Genomic DNA, 20,872 nt, shown 5'->3' with positions numbered 1-20,872 from the left:
GAAGCGCGGTCAGCTCCCCCCGATGGAAGAGGCGGCGGGCCGGCCGCCTGCTGCTGCCGCCGGGGAGCTGTCTCGCGACGGCGCGGCGCGCGCTCGACGGACGTCTCGGCGTGTCCGGCGGCATGCTGCTCAGCCGCCCAGCGGGTCGATGCGGCGCGCTTCCTCGCTAGAGGCGGGAAACTTCGGGCAGCTGCTGGAGCGCGAGGTAAGTGCGCTCGATGAGGGTGCCCTCGGCATCGAAAACAAGGCGGTTGACCGAGGCGAGGTCCGGATAAAACGTCCGGTTGCGGCGGAGCTCGCGCTCGCTCAGCGGCAGACCGTGAAGCGCCATCAGCACGATGGCGATAGGGTCGCCGTGGCTGAAGGCAGCGACCGCCCGACCCGGATGACACCGCACGACATGCTCGAGGAAGCCCCGCATGCGGCGCGCGACGTCGAGCATCGTCTCATCGCCGGGGTCGGCGGGCGGCTCGTAATACATCGCTCCGCTCAGCTGCGACCACGGTTTCCCCTGCCATGAGGTGAAGACCTCGTGCAGCCCTTGAGCGATGATCAGCCGCGCTTCCGGCTGGAGCGCAAGGGCATAGGCAGCGGTCTGACGCGCGCGCAGCAGCGGGCTGGTATAGATGACGGCGAGCGGCTGGGCGCTGAGGTAGGCGGCGAGGCGTGCCGCCTGTTCGTGACCAGCGCGGCTGAGGCCAAACCCGGGAAGCCGCCCGTAGAGGATGCGGTCGGGGTTGTGCACCTCGGCGTGGCGGCAGAGGTAGATGGTTGTCGTCACCTTCGGATTGTATCGGACGGGCGGTACAATGAGCGGCGGAGGCAAGAATGCGCGTTCCGCTCACCTACAAGCTGCCGAAGGTGCCCGAGCCCCTCGACTTCGACTGGCTGGCGGAGGATCGAGGGTGGCCGGAACTGGAACTGACTATCTCGGCGGAGGAAGTCGCGCGCTGGTGCGACCTGTACGACGACCATCATCCCTGGTATACCGGCCCGTCTCCGTGGGGCGGCCCCGTCGCGCCGAACTCCATCTTCTACTACGCGGGGCAGAATGCCTTTCCTCCCCGCCGCGATTTCAACGGCGTGCTCGCGGCGATCGGCTTCGAGGCGCGCGGACCGATCTTCGTCGGCCGGACCGTGACAGCGCGCACGACGATCACCGACCGCTGGCGGCGGCGGGACCGGCTCTTCGTCGCCTATCGTCTCGACATCTTCGATGGCGCCACCCCGATCGCGGTCGCCACGAGAACGTGGGCGTTCTTTGGGCCGAGCCGCGCTGCCGAGCGCGTCCCGGAGCGGGCTGCGCAGCCGCCCCAAGATGAGCGGCCGGCTCGTGAACTGCTTCAACCGGTCGCGTTCGACCTGACGCTGGAGCGGATGCGTGCCTTTGAAGGACCAGGAGAAGAGAATGGCCACACGAGCGTCGAACTTGCCCACCGCCACGGTCATCCTGCGCCCCTGGCCCAAGGCGCGCTCGTCATCGCGCCGGTCTGCCGCATGATGTTCGCTCGCTTCGGCGCCGGCTGGCAGGTCGGCGGCACCCTTGACTGTAAAATTGTCCGTCCTTGCTACGCCGGCGAACGGGTCACCGCGCACGGCGCCCTTGTCGAAGAGGTGGCCGACCGCGTCACCTGCCGCGTTTGGGTGGTGAATGAGCGCGGCGAAACTGCCGTTGTCGGCAGCGCGACCGCGCGCCCGGCGGCGCCGTAAGCTGTCCGCCGCCTTCCCGCTCTGGCTTGCGCCCCTTCCTCCCAGCCGGCAGCAGCGCCGGCGATCCTCGATAATCCCGCTGCGCGACGCGACGATCTGGAGACCGAATGGCGGACGTTCTGCGCCCCGCGGGGGCGCTCGACGATGTGCGTGTCCTCGACCTCGCTGGGCCGATCGGATGGTATGCAACCCGCCTCCTCGCTGACCTGGGGGCAGATGTCCTGCGGATTGAGCCTCCCGGCGGCGACCCCGAACGGCGGCGGCCGCCGTATGCGCGGGGGGATGACCGGGCGAGCCTCCGTTACTGGTGGTTCAACGCCGGCAAGCGTTCGCTCGTGATCGATCTCGAGCGCGCCGATGGCCGCAGCCGGCTGCTCGAGCTGGCGGCCGAGGCCGACCTGCTGGTTGAAACGTTTCCGGTCGGCTGGCTGGCTGAGCGCGGGCTCGGCCTCGCCGAACTGCATCGGTGCAATCCTCGCCTTGTTCTTGTCTCCATCACTCCCTTCGGCCAAACTGGTCCGCGCGCCGCTTGGCGCGGCACCGACCTGATCGGGATGGCGACGGGAGGGCTGGTGCATCTCGGCGGAATGCCAGACCGCCCGCCGACGCATCTCGGCGGCGAGCAGGGCTACTTGCAGGCCGGCATCGTTGCCGCTGCGGCCGCGCTCGTCGCGCTGCGCGACAGCCGGATGCGCGGGGTTGGCCGCCAGGTCGATGTCTCGCTGCAGGACGCGATTGTCTTCACGACGGAGAACAACCTCGCTCTGCTCGACCTGATGGGGCATCTCCGCACCCGCCTCGGCGACCGCGCCTTCACCGGCTTTTCGCTCTTCTTTCCCTGCGACGACGGCTGGCTCGCCTTTTGGCCGGGCGGCCGGTTTGACGGGCTGCTCGCTTGGCTCGAGGAGATGGGGGTGCCCACCGCGCCCTTCGAAGGCGGGGAGTGGACCGACCCTGCCTTCCGCGAGCGGCATATCCCCGAGCTGACCGCCGCGATCCGCCAAGCCGCTGCGGGCAAGCGAAAAACGCTCGCTGCCGATGCGGCGCAGGCGCATCGCCTCGCCGCTGCCCCTGTCGCCGACGTCGCCGACCTTCAGCGCGACCCGCAGCTCATCGCCCGCGACTTTTGGGTCGAGGTCGAACACCGTCTGCCGGCCGGCGAGACAGCGCTCGTCCGCTATCCCGGCGCGCCGTTCAAAATGAGCCGGACGCCTTGGCAAATCCGGCGTCCTGCGCCCGCGGCCGGCGAGCATGATACGGAAGGCTGGCGCGACCGCCCCGCGCTCCCCCGCCCGCGCCGACCGAGCCGGCTCCCGCTCGAGGGGATCCGGGTCGTCGACCTCACTTGGCAGATTGCTGGTCCCGCTGCCACGCAGGTGCTCGCCGACCATGGGGCCGAGGTGCTGAAGATCGAGAGCGCCGTTCATCCCGACGGCCTGCGCGTGATGGCGCTCCCGCGGCCGCCATGGACCGACAGTCTGAATCAGAGCGGCATCTTCACCCTCATGAACACTTCGAAGCGCTCCGTCACCATCAACATGGCGACCGAAGGCGGGCCCGCCCTCCTCCGACGGCTGATCGCGCTTGCCGACGTCGTGGTCGACAACTACGGCGTCGACCCGCTGCCGAAATGGGGCCTCACTCCTGACGAACTGATGAAGATCCGTCCTGACCTCATTGTGGCCCGCTCATCGGTCATGGGGCGGTCCGGACCGCGCTCCCAGTACGTCGGTTTCGGCTACACGATCGGGCCAGCGGCCGGGTTGAACGCGCTTTCGGGGTTCGCCGGCGACCCTCCCGTTGCGTCCTGCACTGCTCATCCCGATTACTCCTGCAACTCCTACCATTTGCTGATCGCTATTCTGGCTGCGCTGCACTACCGCGACCGTACCGGCGAGGGCCAGCTAATCGACCTCTCGCAGCATGAGAGCACGGTCGTCTTCAATGGACCCGCGATCCTCGATTACACCGTGAACGGCGTCGTACCAAGGCCCAGCGAAAACCGTCATCCTGAGGCAGCGCCGCATGGGGTGTATCGCTGCCGCGGGAACGACCGTTGGGTTGCCATCGCATGCGAGAGCGACGAGGACTGGCAGCGGCTCGCTCATGCGATCGGCCGCGCTGATCTTGCCGCTGACCCTGCCCTTGCGGACCTTGCCGGCCGGCAGCAGGCGGCCGGCCGGATCGACGCGGCGATCGAGGCGTGGACCCGACTGCGGAGGCCGGCAGAGGCCGCCGAGGTGCTCCAAGCTGCCGGTGTTCCCGCGGGACCGGTCCAAACTGCCGCTGACCTCTTCCGCGACCCCCACCTCGCCGCGCGGGGCAAGATCCTCCGCCTCGACCATCCTGAGCTGGGGCGGGTCCGGGTCAATGGCCCGAGCTTTCAGCTGTCGGGCATTGGGCCGGAAGCGGTCCGGCGGCCGCCTTTGCTCGGCGAGCACACCGAGGCGGTTCTGCGCGACTTGCTCGGGCTCGACGAGGAAGAGCTCGTTGCCGCGTATCTCGGCGAGGTCCTTCAGTGAGCGGGCCGCTGCGCGCTGTCAGCCGGCTCGCCGCGGACCTCGCCGCGGGGCGCTTCGTTGTCACCAGCGAAGTCGTGCCGCCTGCTTCGGCGCGTCTCGGCGCATTCTTCCGGCGTGCCGCTGCGCTCTCTCGCTTCGCCCGCGCGATCACCGTCACGAACAATCATGGAGGAACAGCGCAGCTCGGCAGTCTCACTGCCGCCGGCCTGCTCGTCCGGCAGGGCATCGAGCCGATCTGGGTCTGCATCACCCGAGACCAGAACCGCCTTGCAATCGAGTCGGACCTCATCTCCGCCGAGGCGCTCGATGTCCGCAACATCCTCTGCCTGCGCGGCGATGAATTCCCGGAAGGGGTCAAAGCAAAGCCGGTGCATGACCTTGGTACCTTCGGCCTGATCCGGCTCGTGGCAGCGCGGCGGGACGCCGGGGCGCCCTTCTTCGTCGGCGCGGCGGTCGACCTCAACAGCGTTCCGGCGGAGCGAGCCGCGGAGCAGGCAGCACGCCGGGCCGAAGCCGGCGCAGAATTTCTCCTCACCCAGCCAGTGTATGAGGCAGAGCGGGTGGAGGCGTTTCTTGACGCGCTCCGTCCCCGATTGTCCCGCCCTGTCTGGCTGCTGCCAGGGATGATGCCGCTTCTCTCCCGAGACGCTGTCGAGCGGGTGCCCGGCCGGCTCCGAATCGTCATTGCCGAGCATATCCTGAGCCGAATCCGAGAGGCAGCTGACCCCAAGCGCGAAGGGCTTGCCGTGTTTGCAGAGACCTTGCGCGCGCTGCGGTCCATCCGCGGCGTTCACGGCGTGAACCTGATGCTGTTCGGATTTCGCCCGGACATCGCCGAAGAAGTGCGCGCCACAATTGCCACTGTGATCCAGACAACGCCCTATGTTGGAGCGCGATGAACACGAAGCGCATCATTCTCTACACGGATGATCGCTGAAGCCCCTGTCGGGTGGTGAAGGAGTTCCTTCGCGAGCTGGGGGTGCCGTTTGAGGCACGAAACGTGCTGATCGATCCGGCGGCGCGGGCGGAGTTCCTCGCTGCCGGCTTCAAAACTCCTCCCGTCACTGTCATCGACGGCGTCGCGGTGTGGGGATACCAGCCAGAGCGCCTTGAAGCTTTGATCTTCGGCGAGACATTAGAAGATCGTTAGTCTTCCGAGCGGTTGTCTGCTCTAACGCAACGCATCCTTGCTCGACTCGTCGGCGCTTCGCTAGAATGCGAGCGGATTAGCACTCGCCCTGCTCGAGTGCTAATTTGGCTGCAAACTATTTCGGGTGATCGGAGGAACCTCGCATGGCTGAGCTCAGGCCGCTTGGTGATCGCGTTGTCGTTACCCCGCTGAAGCAAGAAGAAGTGACGAAGAGCGGGATCGTCCTGCCCGACACGGCGAAGGAGAAGCCGCAGGAGGGGATGGTCGTCGCTGTCGGTCCCGGCCGCATCCTCGATAACGGCACGCGCTCGCCGATGGAAGTGAAAGTGGGCGACCGGGTGCTGTACGCGAAGTATGCCGGCACCGAGTTCAAGATTGAAGACACCGAGTATCTCGTGCTTCGCGAGTCGGATCTGCTCGCGGTGGTTACGAACAGCACGAAGTAAGAGGGAGCGAGCGAACGATGGCGAAGCAGATCCTTTTTAAGGAAGATGCCCGCCGGGCTCTGAAGCGTGGCGTCGATGCCTTGGCCGACGCGGTCAAGATCACGCTCGGCCCGCGCGGCCGCAATGTCGTCCTCGACAAGAAGTTCGGCGCCCCCACGATCACGAACGACGGCGTGACGATCGCGAAAGAGATCGAATTGGAAGATCCTTTCGAGAACATGGGCGCCCAGCTTGCCAAGGAAGTCGCCACCAAGACGAATGACGTCGCCGGCGACGGAACGACCACCGCTACCGTGCTTGCGCAAGCGATGGTCAGCGAGGGGCTGAAGAACGTCGCTGCGGGCGCGAACCCGATGGCGATCAAGCGCGGGCTGGAGAAGGGCGTCGAGAAAGCCGTTGAAAAGATCAAGGCGCTGGCGACGCCGGTCACGGGTGCGGATGAGATCGCTGCAGTTGCCGCGATTTCCGCTGCAGACCCGGAGATCGGGAAGCTGATCGCCGAGGTGATGGAGAAGGTCGGCAAGGACGGTGTTATTACGGTCGAAGAATCGAAGAGCATGAAGTTCGAGACCGAATACACCGAGGGCATGCAGTTCGACCGCGGCTATATCAGCCCGTACTTTGTGACCAACGCCGACCGGATGGAGGCCGTTCTCGAAGAGCCCGTCATCCTGATCACCGACAAAAAGATCTCCTCGGTGCAGGATATCCTGCCGGTTCTCGAGAAGGCGCTTCAGGTGACGAAGAATATCGTCATCATCGCCGAAGATGTCGATGGAGAGGCGCTCGCCACTCTCGTGGTGAACAAGCTGCGAGGCACAATCAATGCCTTGGCCGTGAAGGCGCCGGGCTTCGGTGACCGCCGGAAGGCAATGCTCGAGGATATCGCGATCCTGACGGGCGGCCGCGTCGTCAGCGAAGAGGTGGGGCGCAAGCTCGAGAACGTGACCGTTGAGGACTTCGGGCGAGCGCGCCGCGTTGTCGCGAACAAGGACGAAACGACCATCATCGAGGGCCGGGGCCAAGACTCGGCGATCCAAGCCCGCATCAAGGCGATTAAGGCCCAGATCGAGGAGACGACCTCCGACTTCGATCGCGAGAAGCTCCAAGAGCGGATGGCCAAGCTGGCCGGCGGCGTCGCGGTCATCAAGGTGGGCGCAGCGACCGAGGTCGAATTGAAAGAGAAGAAGCATCGCGTTGAAGATGCGCTTTCGGCCACGCGCGCGGCAGTCGAAGAAGGCATCGTCCCGGGCGGCGGGGTTGCGCTTGTCGCCGCGGCGGACGCGCTCGAGGGGCTGCAGCTTGATCCGGAAGAGCAAGTCGGCGTCCAGATCCTGCGCCGCGCGCTGGAGGAGCCGCTGCGCCGCATCGCGATCAATGCCGGCCAAGAAGGGTCGGTCGTTGTTGAGCGGGTCCGCGCGCTCCAGAAGGAGAAAGGCTCCGCCAACTGGGGCTACGACGCGCTGCGCGATGAGTATGTCGACCTTGTCAGCCGGGGCATCATTGACCCTGCCAAGGTGACTCGCTCGGCGCTCCAGAACGCTGCTTCTATCGCGACGATGGTGCTGACGACCGAGACGCTCGTCACTGACATCCCCGAGAAGAAGCCAGCGACACCTACCCCCGCCGGCGACATGGACTACTAACCTCTCCCTCGCCCTCCGCTCACGCCCCGTCCCGCTGCGGACGGGGCGTTGTTCTCTGCGGCGGCGCGTCAGTCCTCAAGGACGGGCAGGGGAGCGAGGAGATGCTGGCGGAGAGCGGGGATCAGCTCCTCGAGGAGTTCAAACTGCTCGCGGCTCGCGAGGTCGCTCTGGAGCGGCGTGATCGAGATATAGTGATTGCGCATCGCCCAGATATCCGTGCCCGGCTCAAACTCGTCGGTGGTGGCCCGGCCGCGCGTGATCCAGTAGATCATGCGGCCGCGAGCATCCTCTGTCTGCTCGATCACGTCGACATAGGTCTGACGCGCCAGCGTCGTCACGGCGATCCCGCTCATGCGGTCGAGCGGCCGGTCCGGCACGTTGACATTCAGCAGCACCTCCGAGGGCAGCCGCTCGGAGAGAATAAAGTCCGCAAGCACCGCAGCCACGCGCGCTGCGGGACGAAAATCGGTGGTCTTCCACGCTGCCGAAACCGCAATCGCCGGGATACCGGCAAAATAGCCCTGCATTGCGCCGCCCACCGTGCCCGAGATCAGCACGTCGTTGCCGAGATTAGCACCGTCATTGACCCCACTGACAACGAGGTCAACCCCATCCTTCATGATGTTCTGCAAACCGAGGATGACGCAGTCGCCGGGCGTTCCCTGCACGGCATAGGTATCGATCTCGGGATGGGCCGGCATGCGCAGTTTCGATAAGCGGAGCGGGTGATGCAGGGAGATCGCGGCGCCAATCCCGCTCTGTTCACGGTCCGGCGCGATCACCACAACTTCGCCGAGGTAGCTGACCGCATCGACAAGCGCCCACAGGCCGGGGGCATAAATACCGTCGTCGTTAGTGACAAGAATGCGGGCGATTGCTGGCTCTCCATGGGCTGGCTGCCCACGATCGACTGTACGCAAGGGGGAGGGAATGCGTCAAGGCAGGAGCAGTGGCGCGCGCCGCGCCCTGCGGGGGAGAATATGATCAAAATCTGTTGAGGTGAGGTGCTGAGGAGCGGCCCTCGGACCGTGAGCGAGATCGCTGAGGCTACAGGCCGCAGCAGTTCACACTTTCTCATCACCGTCCTGTCTTGCGCGAGAGCGGGCTGGCCGCAGCCGCACGGCGCGGGCGGTTTGTCTTCGCTGCCTTGAGCGACCAGCGCGTAGCTACGCCGCGCGCTGGTATCGCCAAAGGCGTTTACCCGTCTCTTCATTCCGCCGTCCTGGAGGCGTGCCACGGCGAAGCTGCAGCGGTTTGACATTCCCATCGCAGGCATCGACTGCGCGGAGTGTGCAGCGCAGGTGCGAGAAGCGATCGCGAAGCTGCCCGGCGTAGAGTCGGTCAACGTTCTGGTTGCCGCAGAGAAGGCGGTTATCCTCGGCGACCCCGACCGCGTCGATGGAGCGGTGATCCGCCGCGCCCTCGCTCGCGCCGGCTACGCAGTGCCGGCGGCCGCCGTGCCGTCCGTTTCCGCTGCCCGCTCTCTCAGCCGCCAGCTGACGGCGCTGCTCGCGGTCGCGTTCGTCACCGTGCTCGGCACTGTGGTCGCCGGCGAATGGCTTGGCCTCTTCGATCTCTTGAATGCGGCGGTCCCGCTTCCTGTGGGCGCCGCCCTCGTCATCGCGGGGGGCTTTCCCGTCTTTCGTGCGGTCGCGCGCGCCGCCCGCAAGCGGCAAATCACCTCGCATACTCTGATGACGGTCGGCGCACTTGCGGCGCTCCTTGTTGGCGAATGGGTTGCGGCGGCGATTGTCGTGGTGTTCATGCGGGTGGGCGACTACGTGGAGCGGTTTACTACCGAGCGCGCGCGCCGTGCGGTGCGCGACCTTACTGCTGCGGCGCCGCAAACTGCGCGCGTCGAGCGGGGGAGCGACGAAGTTGAAGTGCCGGTCTCCGAGGTGCGGGTGGGCGACATCGTTCTCGTCCGTCCCGGCGAGACGATCCCGGTGGACGGCGAAGTCGTCGACGGACACGCCACCGTCGACCAAGCCACGATCACGGGCGAGCCCATGCCTGTTGATGTCACCACGGGCGCTCGGGTATTCGCCGCGACGATTGCAAGGCTGGGCAGTCTGCGGGTGAGGGCGCTTCGCGTCGGCACAGACACCACATTTGGGCGTGTCATTGCGCTGGTGGAGGAAGCGGAAGCGAACCGAGGGGAGATGCAGCGCCTCGCTGATGCGTTCAGTGCTTTCTACCTGCCGGTTGTTGCCGGGGTCGCTGCGCTCACCTTGCTCCTCAGCCGCAACCCGCTCGCGGCAGCGGCGGTGCTGGTGGTCGCCTGCTCGTGTTCCTTCGCGTTAGCCACGCCGATCGCGATGCTCGCCTCCATCGGTGCGAGCGCTCGGCGCGGCCTGCTCATCAAAGGCGGCAAATATCTTGAGCTGCTTGCGCGGGCCGATGTTGTGCTTGTGGACAAGACCGGCACGCTCACCCTCGGCGAGCCGCGAATTACCGACGTGATTTCGCTCAACGGCATGCCCTCCTCCGACCTCCTCGCTGTGGCTGCCTCGGCCGAACGGTATTCCGAGCATCCTCTCGCCGAAGCGGTGCGCGCCGCGGCGCGCCGCCAGAACCGCTCCCTCGCGGACCCGCAAGACTTTGAAGCGCTGCCTGGCTTGGGCGTTCGGGCGCGGGTGAACGGTCGATGGGTGACCGTCGGCAACCGCCGCTTCATCCCCCTCCCCGAAGCGCGTTCCGTCGCGGATCAGCTGGAAGCGGAGGGGAAGACGATCCTCGTGGTTGCCCTCGACGGGACGCCGGCCGCTATCCTCGCCGCTGCGGATACGCTCCGTCCCGAAGTGCCTGCTGCCCTCGATCAGCTGCGTGCCCTCGGCATTGCGCAGATCGAACTCCTCACCGGCGATAACGACCGCTCTGCCGCGACGCTCGCCGAAAAACTGGGCGTTCCGTACCGCCCCAACCTCCTGCCCGAGCAGAAGATCGCGGTTGTCCGGGAGTATCAAGCGAACGGGCATACCGTGGTCATGATCGGGGATGGCGTCAACGATGCGCCGGCGCTGGCACAGGCGGACATCGGCATCGCCATGGGCGCTGCCGGCACGGATATCGCTATCGAAGCGGCGCACATCGCGCTCATGCGCGAAGACTGGATGCTGGTGCCGGACCTCCTGCGCATTGCCCGCCGGACGATGGGCGTGGTGAAGACGAATCTCGCCTTCACCGGCATCTACAACCTCGTCGGCCTCGCCCTCGCGGCCGCCGGCATCTTGCCGCTCTCCCTCGCCGCCGCAGCGCAGTCGTTGCCCGACGTAGGAATTCTTCTCAATTCGGCGCGGCTGCTCCGTCAGCAGTAGAGCTGCCGGCGGGAATGCAGCGGTTGCTGGCCAGTCCTCCGGAGCCCGCATCGCGGCCATCCGGCTCGGTCGCCGCGGTCCTGCCCCTTGCCTGCAGCGCGGCGGCCGGCTTGGCTCGAGGGTGACCGGCCCCGTCAGCGGGGGGACGCCTCCCTCGCCCTTACCGCTGCGTCCTTGCGGCAGCGCCGCGCAGAGGCCGAACGCGCGTTGCTTGCCGCGGCACCCAAGCAGGGACGGCTACCCTCTGTCGGAGGAGCCCCGCGACCCGCTGAGCCGAGCGCGGATACGAGAAGAAGACGGCGTTCTGCCGGGAGCGGCAGCCGCTGAGCACGGTTACGCCTGGAGAGAGGAGACCGCGGGCACGCCGCCAAGCGGGGTCGCAAGCAGAACGGCGCGGACGATCGCCCGCGCAACCAGCAGCGCTGCGGCGCTGCCGATTGCGGACACGTCAGCCGGCCCAGCACGGCGGCCGGTCGCGAGCGCAAAGACGACATCGCCGTCGACCATCGTATGCGCCGGCCGCAGCGCGATCGCGAGGCCATCGTGCGCCATCTGGGCCACCTTCGTCGCCATCGCCTTGTCGAGCGGCGCGTCAGTCGCGACGACGGCGAGGGTCGTGTTGCCGATGGGGAGCGGGCCGCCCGCTGACCCGGGCCGCTCCTGAGCGATGGGCACGCCGCGCTCATCAACCACTGCGCCGACAGCGTTGACAACGACGAGCACGCCGACCCGCGTTTCATCAGGGAGGACGGTCGAGGCCGTTCCCAGCCCTGCCTTGACCGCTCGCGCCATGCCATAGCGCTTCGCCACAGTTGCTCCCGTGCCCGCCCCCACGGACCCTTCTTCGACTGCTCCATCGGCCGCCGCAGCGCACGCGCGCCATCCCGCGTCGGCGTCGGGCCGAACCTGTGCTGAGCCGATGCCAAGGTCGAAGATCACTGCCGCCGGAACGATCGGCACGCGCGCGACCCAGGCATCGAACCCGACGCCGCGCTCTTCGAGATAGCGCATCACCCCGTCAGCCGCCGCGAGCCCGAACGCGCTTCCTCCAGCAAGCAGGATCGCGTCCACCCGCTCGACGAGCATGCCGGGCCGCAGCAGGTCGGTCTCGCGCGTGCCCGGCGCCGACCCGCGCACGTCGACGCCACAAACTGCTCCGCCGTCCGCAAGTACCACCGTGCAGCCGGTCGCGGCGTCCCGGTTGGTCCAATGGCCGACGCGGATGCCCGGAACGTCGGTAATCCTCCCTTCGGGAGGCAGTCGGGGTGGGAGCGCCGCGCGCTCTTCTGCCGTCATCGTCGCGATCCCCGCACCATTCTGCCGGCCGACAGGCGCGTTCATCCAATTGTTGCGGAAGCTGGGGGCGAGGTCGAGCGGGGAAACGCTTTCAGCGCCGTCCGGCGGCGGGAGAAGGGGGCTCGTCGGAGGCGGGGGTCAGCCTGCCGGGACGACCGCGTAGCGCTCTCGGGGCGGGACAACCCTCACGACGGTCGCGCCTGCCCGCTGCACCGTCAGGGTGATGCCGCCCCGCTGCCGCGACTTGACGCGCTCGATGAGGGGAGAGCGGATGGTCACCCGGCTTCCGGGGGCGGCGGCGAGGAGAAGAACCGTCGTCGCCCGCGCCGCCAACGGGATGGCAACCTCCATCGATCCTCCCTCCTGCGGCTGCGCGTTTGGGCGGTTCCCAAGCGGACCGCCGACCCGCAGGGTAACGATGAGCGCCCCTTCCGCCGGCTCGCGAGACATGATCTCGGCAAGCCAGGTCCGGAGCGTTAGGGGCAGGTTGATCCACCGCCCGCTGTCGCGCTGGGCGGTCACCGCATTCACCGCTTCCCGGACCGCCATCACCGCCGACCCTGTGCAGCCTTCCTCGAGATCGCTGTGCTCAAGGAGGTCAGCCCGTCACGGAGCCCGTCGAGGGGCGCCCTCGCATCGACGCTGCCCCCGGAGGATTGCGGCAGCTCCGGAAGAGCTTGCGTTTGTGCGGGATGCGTTCCTCGCATCGACGCTGCCCCCGGAGGATTGCGGCAGCATTTGAGACGCTGCGGGCAGCCCGTTCGGGAGGGATCATGCGCTCGACCTGACGAAGCTGATTGCGGACAATGCGCTCGGCAGCGGTCCATCCCGGCTCGTACCCGAGCTGAGCAAGATGGAAGCCGAGGACGATGGCGTCGGCCAAGCCGCAGGTCTCGCAGAACCAGCTGCCCGGCTCGCTGGGGGCGAGTCCGATCCCGTTCGGGACCCGACCCCAAGCAGCCCCGTGCGCCAGTAGACACTTGGAGACAAGGGCTGCAGAGCGCCGATCGTCACCGGCAGCATGCCTCAGCGGTGGACAGCCCAAGGAAGTGCCCATCGTCGCGGAGGAGGCCGCCGGCGAGAGCCCTTCGGGTCAGCGAAGAGGGGAACGCGGCGGCGGCGAGAACACGGCGGGGGCACGCTGCCTGCCACTCACTCCTCGCCTGTCGTCGAAAGCGGAAGAGCGAACGCCGCGCGCGCCTGGTTCAGCAGCGCCGGGTCGACAAAGCAGTCGAACGCGGTCTCTGCCATTGCCGTCGCCGCCAGCAGCATCGCGCGGTGCGCTTCCATGGAGCGCGCTGCCTCGGCGAAGGCCGGCGTATGGTTTCCGCCCTCGGTCTCAATCCGGAACAGGGGGTGGATAGCGGGCACCGCGTAGCTGACATTGCCCATATCAGTGCTGAGGAGCATCCGGTCGAGAGGGTTGTCGCCGCGGGGCGGAACCGTCACCCCAAGCGCTTCGAGGTGGCTGACGTACCGTGCCGCCAGCGGGTCGTTCGTCCGCAGGTCGCGAAAGCGGGGCCCGGGCCAGCGCACTTCGAGCCGGCAGCCAGTGGCGCGAGCCGCGCCGTCGAAACAGGCGACAACGCGCTCCTTCAGTCGGTCGAGTTCGTGCGGGTGGCGAGCGCGGACATACAGTTCGGCCGCCGTGTGGTCGGGGATGATGTTCGGTTTTGTCCCCCCTCTGGTAATGACGCCGTGAACCCGCGTGTCCGGCGGCAGCTGCTGGCGCAGCAGGGCGACTGCGTTGAAGGCGAGCACCATCGCGTCGAGGGCGTTCACCCCCTCATGGGGCGCCATCGCGGCGTGAGCGCTCCGGCCAAAGAACTGCGCCTCCAGCGCCTCCACCCCGATGACGTTCGGCCAGGCGGAGTGGCCGGGCGCCGGGTGGACCATCATCGCAACATCGACCCCGTCGAACGCGCCGCGCTCGAGCATCACCACTTTGCCGCCCCCGCCTTCCTCGGCAGGGGTGCCGAGCACGACAACCGTGCCGGCCGGAGCGGCCGCTTTGAGCGCGAGGCCCGCGGCCACCCCAGCAGCGGCAATCAGGTTGTGACCGCAGGCATGGCCGATCTCCGGCAGCGCATCATATTCGCAGAGCACCGCGACGCACGGCGACCCCTCGCCAACCGAGGCCCGAAATGCGGTCGGCAGCCCGTAGGCGCCGCGTTCAACGTGGAAGCCAGCGTCGTGGAGAAAGTCGGTCAGAAGGGCGTGCGCAAACCGCTCCTCGAAGTTCAGCTCAGGGTGATCATGGATGGCGAGGCTGAGCGCGCGCAGGTCAGCGGCAGCACTTTCGATCGTCTGGCGAAGCACCAGCCGTCGCTCATCTCGCATGGCGTCTCTCCCCTCACCGTGTAGGGTAGTGACGCGCCGCGTCCAGCGTCAACGCGCTAAAGGGGGACCTCCAGCGATTGCTCCGGGTTCGCCCGAAAGACGTTCTGGTCTGCCTTGATCGCGGCGATGATATCCCGCGAGGCATCCTCAGAGGTCCTGCTCGAACGCGTGCGCGAGGTTGCCCGACGGTCAGCGACGAGGCGTTCGTCGGCTGCCAGTGAATTCCGGCCGAAATCATTCGCGATCAGTCCCGGAAAGACCGTCATCACCCGGATGTTGTCCTCTGCAAGCTCCACCCGCAGCGAGGCCGAGATCACATTGAGGGCCGCCTTGGTCATCGAATAGATCCCCATCGTTGCCGAGGGACGAAGCGACATCCCCGACGAAATGTTGACAATCATGCCTCCGCCGCGCCGGCGCAATGCCGGCGTCGCTGCTTGGACGGCGAGGATCGGGCCGAGCACATTCGTGCGCCAGCCGCGGTCGAGCAGCTCGATCGGCACATCGCTAATCCGGGCGACGACGGCGACGCCGGCGTTGTTGATCAGCAGGTCGAGCCCGCCGAAACGCTCCTCGGCAACCTGCACAGCGCGTTCGATATCCGCGCGCACCGCGACATCGCCGACGACAATCGCCGCTCGGTCGGCGTCCAAGCGACCGAGCACCCGCTTCAGTTCAGCTTCGCGGCGGGCGAAAAGCACCACGCTTGCCCCCTCGGCTTGGAGATCAACTGCGAGCGCTTCCCCGATCCCGCCCGAGGCACCGGTGACCAGAGCAACCGCGCCTTCAAGGTTCATCATGTCCTCCCCGCGCGCAGTGTAGCCTGTTCGGACGCAGGATGCCGACGACCGCCGGGCGCGCTCGAGAGGCGCGTTCTTCGACGCGCAGCCGTCTCTGCGCTGCTTCCCCTCCCTCGCGGCGATCAACACAGTGAGCCGCTGACGCCGTACCGGCTTCCCTGCTCTCGCGGGCGCTTCTCCGATGCCCTCTCCGCAGGCGCCTGCCCGGCCGGAACGATGGTCCAGTCGGCGTGCTCCGCCCAAGGAGGGGCCGCCGCAACGGCGCGCCGGCTGTTCTGTCCGCGGAGAGGGCGCAATCTGCGCCGAACGGGAGACGAGGGTGGCGGAAGCAGCGCTGCCGTCAGACAAGATGATTTGCCACTGCCGGCTAGCGCGGTGATCTTGGAAACGGCAGCCTGTCCCGCCCGCGGCGGCAGGGCACAGCAGGCGAAACGTCTGTCGGCAGCCCACTGCGGGACAACGGCCGCCGCGCTCGCGGTGCTTTCCGAGCGCGGCAGTCCTGCACGCGGAGCGCTATGTTCCCGGCTGGTGCTCGGCGCTGTCCTCGATGCCGGCAAGGCGCCGCGCCAGCGCTTTCTTTTCCTCGAGATTGAGCGCGCGCTGGATCTGAATCCGCTGCGCCTGCGGCGACCCCGCGCCGTGCAGCGACTCGGTCAAGTAGCCGACAGCATTCCGGCCGAGCGTCATATTTTCGATCAGGCGCAAGATCCGGACCCGGTCCTCCACGGCGACCCCGGGGCGCCCCTTGAGATACTTCCGCAGGAGCGGGCCAGTCTCCGGATTAGCGAAGTCGCGCTCCGACGGCAGGGTGGCAACCAGCCCGCCGGCGAGGTCCTGGGCGAGGCGCGCCAGTTCATAAGGAAAACGGGTGACGTTGTGCTTGCAGACATTCGCCAGCAGGTCGTCATTCTGGTAATTTCCCGCCGCGGTCGGCTTCGACTCGTATGACGAAGCGATACCCGCCCCGTAAATCGTCTCGTTCAGGTGCGCCATCTCGACCAGTTTTTCCCGGATGTGCGAGGCGTTGGCGACCCCGTTGTACTCGGCGATCTGGGCGGCTGCGCCAATCAAGACATCGCCGAGGCCGGTCTTGCAGACGTAGCTGCGGCGATGGAAGGCCGTAAACCGTTCGACAAGCGGCGCTGCCCACTCGGTTTCCCCGTTGAGGAAGACGAAGTCCCAGGGCACGAAGACATCGTCAATGACGATCATCGCTTCCTGTCCCGAGAACTGGGCGTTGCCTTGATCGATCGCGCCGCCTTCGAGAGCGCGGGTGTCGCATGATTGACGGCCGTAGATGAAGGTGAGGCCCGGGTGCTCCACGGGGATCGCAGCGACAACAGCGTAGTCGCGGTCTTCCGGGCGAAGGCGCATTGTCGGCATCACGACGATCCAGTGCGAGTTGATACACCCCGTCTGGTGCATCTTCGCGCCCCGGATCACCACGCCATCGTCGCGGCGTTCGACCACCCGAACAAAGAGGTCGGGATCTTCCTGCTCACTCGGTCCCTTGCTGCGGTCGCCTTTCGGGTCGGTCATTGCCCCGCCGACGACGAGGTTTTCCTCCTGACAGTAGCGGATGAACTCGCGCAGCCGTTGATGATACTCCGTGCCGTGCGCTTGATCGCACTCATAGGTGACCGAATACAGGGCGTTGAACGCGTCCATGCCCACGCAGCGCTGAAAACAGGTGCCGGTCAGCTGGCCGAGCCGCCGCTGCATTTTGTTCTGGGCGACGACATCCTCAACGCTCTCGGCGATCTGAAGAAAGCGGTTTACCCGCCGGCCCGCAATCGACGACCAAGCGGTTGCCAGTTCCGGCTGAGCAAGGGCAAGGTCGTAGGTCGCAGCGACCGCGTTAATAGAGGGCCGGATCAACGGGTGATCGACCGGCTCCTCGATCCGCTCCCCAAACAGGTAGACCCGCAGTTTCCGCCCCCGCAGCGACTCGCGGTAGTCCTCCCCCGTCACGATCGGGGTCGGCCGGCGCGGCTTCGACCAGAGCGAGGCGATATCGGCACTCATCGACCCGCGCATTTGCATTGTCATCGTTCACCCTCCCGAGCTGCCGAGCATACCCCTCCCTCGGGCTACCAAGGAAGTTCGGCGCCGTTCATCGCGATTGCTTGGCCGCTGACATACTCCGCCTCATCGCTCGCAAGCCAGACAACCGCGCTCGCCACCTCTTCCGGCCTGCCGAACCGGCCCCACGGCACCGACTTCCGGAACCGCTCGATCACCTCCTCCCGGGTGCTGTTCGTCACCCGAGCATAGCCCTCAGCGATTGTGTCCCAGAAGGGGGTCATGATGTGTCCGGGCGTGTAGCAGTTGACCCGGATTTTGTGCGGCGCCAGTTCGATCGCGAGCGACTGGGTGAGCGAAATAATGCCGGCTTTAGAAGCACAGTAGGCAGAAAAATATGCCGAGCCGCGGCGTCCCGCTCCAGACGATGCGTTGATGATCACCCCCCCGCGTCCTTGGGCAATCATCTGGCGCGCCGCTGCCTGTGCTCCAAGGAACACGCCCGTCAGATTGACATCGATGACGCGCCGCCACTGCTCGGGAGTGATGTCGATCGCCGGCGACACAAGCATGATCGCCGCATTGTTCACCATGATGTCAAGCGCCCCGAATGCGTCGACAGTTCGGCGGACCGCGTCCGCAACGGCGGCGGCATCCGTCACATCGACCCGCAGCGCGATCGTGCGGTTGCCAAGCGCCCGCTGCAGGTCGTTCGCTTTCTCATCGTCGATATCCGCGATCGCGGCGTTGCCGCCTTCTTGGACGATGCGCTCGACGATGGCGCGGCCGATGCCGCTCGCCCCTCCAGTCACCAGCGCCGTTTTTCCCTCAAGCAGGGCCATCGTTCTCTCCTCAGACGCGGGTCGGTTGCGGTTCCAAGCACGACACGATCATGCGAGACCGGAGAATAGAGTATCACCGAGCCCAGCCGGGGAGTCCAACTGCGTGCTGGCGGCGTGCTCCTCCTGCCCCTGGGCTCTCTGCAGGCAGGAGGCTCCGCCGCTCCCCGCGCCGTGAGCGGCACGGGCGGCAATCGGCAGCCGGCGTGCCGACAGGCGCCGCCCGGCGGTCCGAGCCCGATCGAAAGTGCGGTGCTCGGCGGCGCAGCGTTGGAATACGCAGGGGAAATCGAGCGCGCGTGCAGCCTGACGAGAGCGGCGGGAACGGCGATGGGGGAGGGAGATGCCCTCCCCCATTATCCTGCTTCGTTGGGATGTCGATGCGGATCTGCCCCCAGCTCGGGAGAGCCGGACGGCGTGCCGGCTGCCCGCGTCTCAGGTCGCCGAGGGGGGATGCTATTCGTCCTCTTCCGGACCAACCGCGATCGGCCCTTCGGTGACGATCTCTTCAGCTCCCTGCTCGTCCACCTTTCCAAGGCGGAGAAGAGGCGAGATGATGGGGCGGATGCGCTCCTCAACGCGGCCGCGCAGCAGTTCAAAATCCGGCCAGTACGCGTATGGGTCGACCGGATACGGGAATTCTCCGGTAGGGCTGCAGATGATTGCGCTCTCCCTCCCTCCACGAGGAGTGCCGAGCGCGCGCGGCGCGCCGTCAATTGGCTGCGCCGGCTCTATCTCGACAGCCTTGGGCGCTGCAGGATCCTCGGCGTCGAGCCCGACCGCAGCGCTTGGGCGCACTGGCTGGCCGGGAATGCAGCCCGGCCACACCCTCGCGGCCGAAGCGTCCTGCTCAAGCGCTGCCAGCGGCGGAGCCCACTGGAGCGCCTCTTCCCCCGCCGCGTGCACGGTTGGAACGGCGATGAGGGCGATGACAACGGCAAGAAGGCGAAAACCGCGTCCAAGCGTGTTCATGACAGACCTCCAATCGACGGCAGTTGACGTTCGGATGGAGACGCTAAAGCACGCGTTCAGGGGGGAGTGTGGCGTCCCCTGTCGGATGGCCGGACTGGTCATCGGTCGAGTATCACCCTGGACGATCGATCAGGCTGCTCGGCTGTCTCCTTCACGCTGTCGGGGCGGCCTGCCGCAGCCGCGCTCGCTCACCAGAGAGTCCTTAGAGCAGAGCGGAAGGGGCTGAAGGTCGGGCGGTCAGTCCGGCTGCAGGAGAGAAGGTAGGGTAGAATTTCAGCATCGACCGGGTGAAGGAGCTGCGATGGAGGCACCGCTCGTCCGAAGGCCGGCGTGGCTGAAGGTGCGGATCGGCGCTGGCGAGAACTTCCGAGAGCTGAAACAGCTGATGCGAGACTTGGACCTTCACACGGTCTGTGAAGAGGCGCACTGTCCGAACATCGGCGAGTGCTGGGGCCACCGCACCGCGACGTTCATGATCCTCGGGCGGGTCTGCACGCGCGCCTGCGCCTACTGTGCTGTCGAGACGGGCCTGCCGCAAGGGCTCGACCTCTTTGAGCCCCAGCGTGTCGCTCTCGCGGTGAAGAAGATGGGATTGCGTCACGCGGTCATCACGTCGGTCCAGCGCGACGATCTCCCGGACGGCGGGGCTTCTCTCTTCGCCGCGACTGTGCGCCGGATTCGAGCGCTTAATCCCGGCTGCACGATCGAACTGCTCATCCCGGACTTCAAAGGCTCTGCCGAGGCGCTGGCCACTGTTCTCGAAGAGCTGCCGGACATCCTCAACCACAACATCGAGACGGTGCCCCGGCTTTTCAAGCGGGCACGGCCGGGCGGACGCTACGCGCGCTCGCTCCAGCTGCTCGCTCGGAGCAAGGAGATCGCGCCGAGCGTGCCGACAAAGTCAGGGCTGATGGTGGGGCTGGGCGAAACGATCGAAGAAGTTCGGCAGACGCTGCGGGATCTCCGCGCTGTCGGCGTTGACATTGTCACCATCGGCCAGTATCTCCGCCCGTCCCCCCAGCATCTTCCTGTCGACCGGTATGTTCACCCCGATGAGTTTGCTGAGCTGAAGGAATACGCGCTTTCACTCGGCTTTGCGCACTGCGAGTCTGGGCCGCTTGTCCGCAGTTCGTACCATGCCCACGAACAAGCGCAGCGCGCCGACCTCCTGCCCTCACGATGACGGTTGCCACAAGCGCGCTCCGCGTTGTCGATTTGGGCCAGCTTGAATACGCCGCCGCCCTTCTGCACCAGCGCGCCCTCGCTGCCGAGCGGGCGGCCGGCCGCGGAGAGGATACGCTGCTCCTCGTCGAGCATCCTCCCACGATCACGCTCGGGCGGGGAGCGCGCCGCGAGCATGTGCTGCTGCCGGAGAGTGAGCTTGCTCGGCGGGGCGTCGCTCTCTATGCGACCGACCGCGGCGGCGATGTCACCTACCACGGTCCCGGCCAGTTGGTGGGATATCCCATCCTCGACCTCGCTCCGCGCGGCCGTGACCTTCATCGCTATCTGCGTGACCTCGAACAGTTGTTGATCGACACCCTCGCTGAGCTTGGCATCCGCGGCGAGCGGGTCCACGGGCGAACCGGCGTCTGGGTCGGGGAGCGGAAAATCGCCGCAATTGGGATCAAGGTGTCGCGTTGGGTGACAAGCCACGGCTTCGCGCTCAACGTCGGACCGGATCTCTCCGGGTTCGCGCTCATCATTCCCTGCGGCATTCGCGATCGGGGCGTGACCTCGATCAGTCAGGAGCTCGGCGTCACTGTCGAGATCGATGCGGTGAAGCCGCTTGTCGTGCGCCACGCGGAACGC

At 66.8% G+C, this 20,872-nt stretch carries 17 protein-coding genes and 1 pseudogene; 9 read left to right on the top strand and 9 right to left on the bottom strand.

Going from position 1 to position 20,872, the window contains the following annotated elements; genetic code table 11:
* Positions 1-166 precede the first annotated feature (166 nt).
* The gene (locus tag NZ773_04675; GenBank protein MCS6801221.1) at positions 167-781 is read right to left on the bottom strand and encodes a histidine phosphatase family protein; all 615 of its coding nucleotides are present in this window, start codon (positions 779-781) and stop codon (positions 167-169) included.
* A gap of 47 nt (positions 782-828) precedes the next feature.
* Between NZ773_04675 and NZ773_04670 the strand changes: the two genes are divergently transcribed.
* The 6 genes from NZ773_04670 to groL all read left to right on the top strand — a co-directional run bounded on the left by NZ773_04670 (position 829) and on the right by groL (position 7,474).
* A complete protein-coding gene (locus tag NZ773_04670; GenBank protein MCS6801220.1) occupies positions 829-1,710 on the top strand; it encodes a MaoC family dehydratase in 882 nt (293 codons plus the stop codon).
* A gap of 107 nt (positions 1,711-1,817) precedes the next feature.
* Complete coding sequence (locus tag NZ773_04665; protein MCS6801219.1) at positions 1,818-4,232, top strand: CoA transferase; 2,415 nt, start codon at positions 1,818-1,820, stop codon at positions 4,230-4,232.
* Positions 4,229-5,131, top strand: coding sequence for a methylenetetrahydrofolate reductase (locus NZ773_04660; GenBank protein ID MCS6801218.1), 903 nt, complete (start codon positions 4,229-4,231; stop codon positions 5,129-5,131). The genes NZ773_04665 and NZ773_04660 overlap by 4 nt, the downstream gene beginning before the upstream one ends.
* A 53-nt stretch (positions 5,132-5,184) precedes the next feature.
* On the top strand, positions 5,185-5,382 hold the full coding sequence (locus NZ773_04655) for a glutaredoxin family protein (GenBank protein MCS6801217.1): 198 nt from the start codon (positions 5,185-5,187) through the stop codon (positions 5,380-5,382).
* Positions 5,383-5,525: 143 nt separating this feature from the next.
* Positions 5,526-5,828 (top strand): co-chaperone GroES, encoded by a 303-nt coding sequence (groES, locus tag NZ773_04650; protein ID MCS6801216.1) that lies wholly within the window; start codon positions 5,526-5,528, stop codon positions 5,826-5,828.
* Positions 5,829-5,845: 17 nt separating this feature from the next.
* Positions 5,846-7,474 (top strand): chaperonin GroEL, encoded by a 1,629-nt coding sequence (gene groL, locus NZ773_04645; GenBank protein MCS6801215.1) that lies wholly within the window; start codon positions 5,846-5,848, stop codon positions 7,472-7,474.
* Between the two features lie 68 nt (positions 7,475-7,542).
* On the opposite strand, the gene surE is transcribed toward groL, so the two are convergent.
* Positions 7,543-8,394 carry a 5'/3'-nucleotidase SurE gene (gene surE / locus NZ773_04640; GenBank protein MCS6801214.1) on the bottom strand — a complete coding sequence of 284 codons (852 nt, stop codon included), beginning with the start codon at positions 8,392-8,394 and terminating at the stop codon, positions 7,543-7,545.
* A gap of 324 nt (positions 8,395-8,718) precedes the next feature.
* Here surE and NZ773_04635 point away from each other — a divergent pair, with 324 nt between their 5' ends.
* Positions 8,719-10,791 carry a cation-translocating P-type ATPase gene (locus NZ773_04635; protein ID MCS6801213.1) on the top strand — a complete coding sequence of 691 codons (2,073 nt, stop codon included), beginning with the start codon at positions 8,719-8,721 and terminating at the stop codon, positions 10,789-10,791.
* Positions 10,792-11,124: 333 nt separating this feature from the next.
* On the opposite strand, the gene NZ773_04630 is transcribed toward NZ773_04635, so the two are convergent.
* The 7 genes from NZ773_04630 to NZ773_04600 all read right to left on the bottom strand — a co-directional run bounded on the left by NZ773_04630 (position 11,125) and on the right by NZ773_04600 (position 19,060).
* Positions 11,125-12,132 (bottom strand): P1 family peptidase, encoded by a 1,008-nt coding sequence (locus tag NZ773_04630; protein ID MCS6801212.1) that lies wholly within the window; start codon positions 12,130-12,132, stop codon positions 11,125-11,127.
* 93 nt (positions 12,133-12,225) lie between these two features.
* Positions 12,226-12,639 (bottom strand): hypothetical protein, encoded by a 414-nt coding sequence (locus NZ773_04625; protein MCS6801211.1) that lies wholly within the window; start codon positions 12,637-12,639, stop codon positions 12,226-12,228.
* 600 nt (positions 12,640-13,239) lie between these two features.
* On the bottom strand, positions 13,240-14,427 hold the full coding sequence (locus tag NZ773_04620) for a M20 family metallopeptidase (protein ID MCS6801210.1): 1,188 nt from the start codon (positions 14,425-14,427) through the stop codon (positions 13,240-13,242).
* Positions 14,428-14,483: 56 nt separating this feature from the next.
* The gene (locus NZ773_04615) at positions 14,484-15,227 is read right to left on the bottom strand and encodes an SDR family NAD(P)-dependent oxidoreductase (protein MCS6801209.1); all 744 of its coding nucleotides are present in this window, start codon (positions 15,225-15,227) and stop codon (positions 14,484-14,486) included.
* 513 nt (positions 15,228-15,740) lie between these two features.
* On the bottom strand, positions 15,741-17,252 hold the full coding sequence (locus NZ773_04610) for a 4-hydroxybutyryl-CoA dehydratase (protein MCS6801208.1): 1,512 nt from the start codon (positions 17,250-17,252) through the stop codon (positions 15,741-15,743).
* Positions 17,253-17,317: 65 nt separating this feature from the next.
* Positions 17,318-18,091: a glucose 1-dehydrogenase gene (locus NZ773_04605; protein ID MCS6801207.1), complete on the bottom strand. Its 774-nt coding sequence runs from the start codon at positions 18,089-18,091 to the stop codon at positions 17,318-17,320.
* Positions 18,092-18,544: 453 nt separating this feature from the next.
* Entirely contained in the window at positions 18,545-19,060 is a 516-nt protein-coding gene (locus NZ773_04600) for a hypothetical protein (protein MCS6801206.1), read from the bottom strand.
* Between the two features lie 301 nt (positions 19,061-19,361).
* Between NZ773_04600 and lipA the strand changes: the two genes are divergently transcribed.
* On the top strand, positions 19,362-20,243 hold the full coding sequence (lipA, locus tag NZ773_04595; protein MCS6801205.1) for a lipoyl synthase: 882 nt from the start codon (positions 19,362-19,364) through the stop codon (positions 20,241-20,243).
* A pseudogene (gene lipB, locus NZ773_04590) lies at positions 20,240-20,866 on the top strand (lipoyl(octanoyl) transferase LipB). The gene lipA and the pseudogene lipB overlap by 4 nt, the downstream one beginning before the upstream one ends.
* Positions 20,867-20,872 lie beyond the last annotated feature (6 nt).

This window comes from Dehalococcoidia bacterium (assembly GCA_025054935.1).
Classification (GTDB): Bacteria; Chloroflexota; Dehalococcoidia; order SpSt-223; family SpSt-223; genus JANWZD01.
Note: the sequence above shows the minus strand (reverse complement) of the source record. Positions and strands in the feature narration are given on the sequence as shown.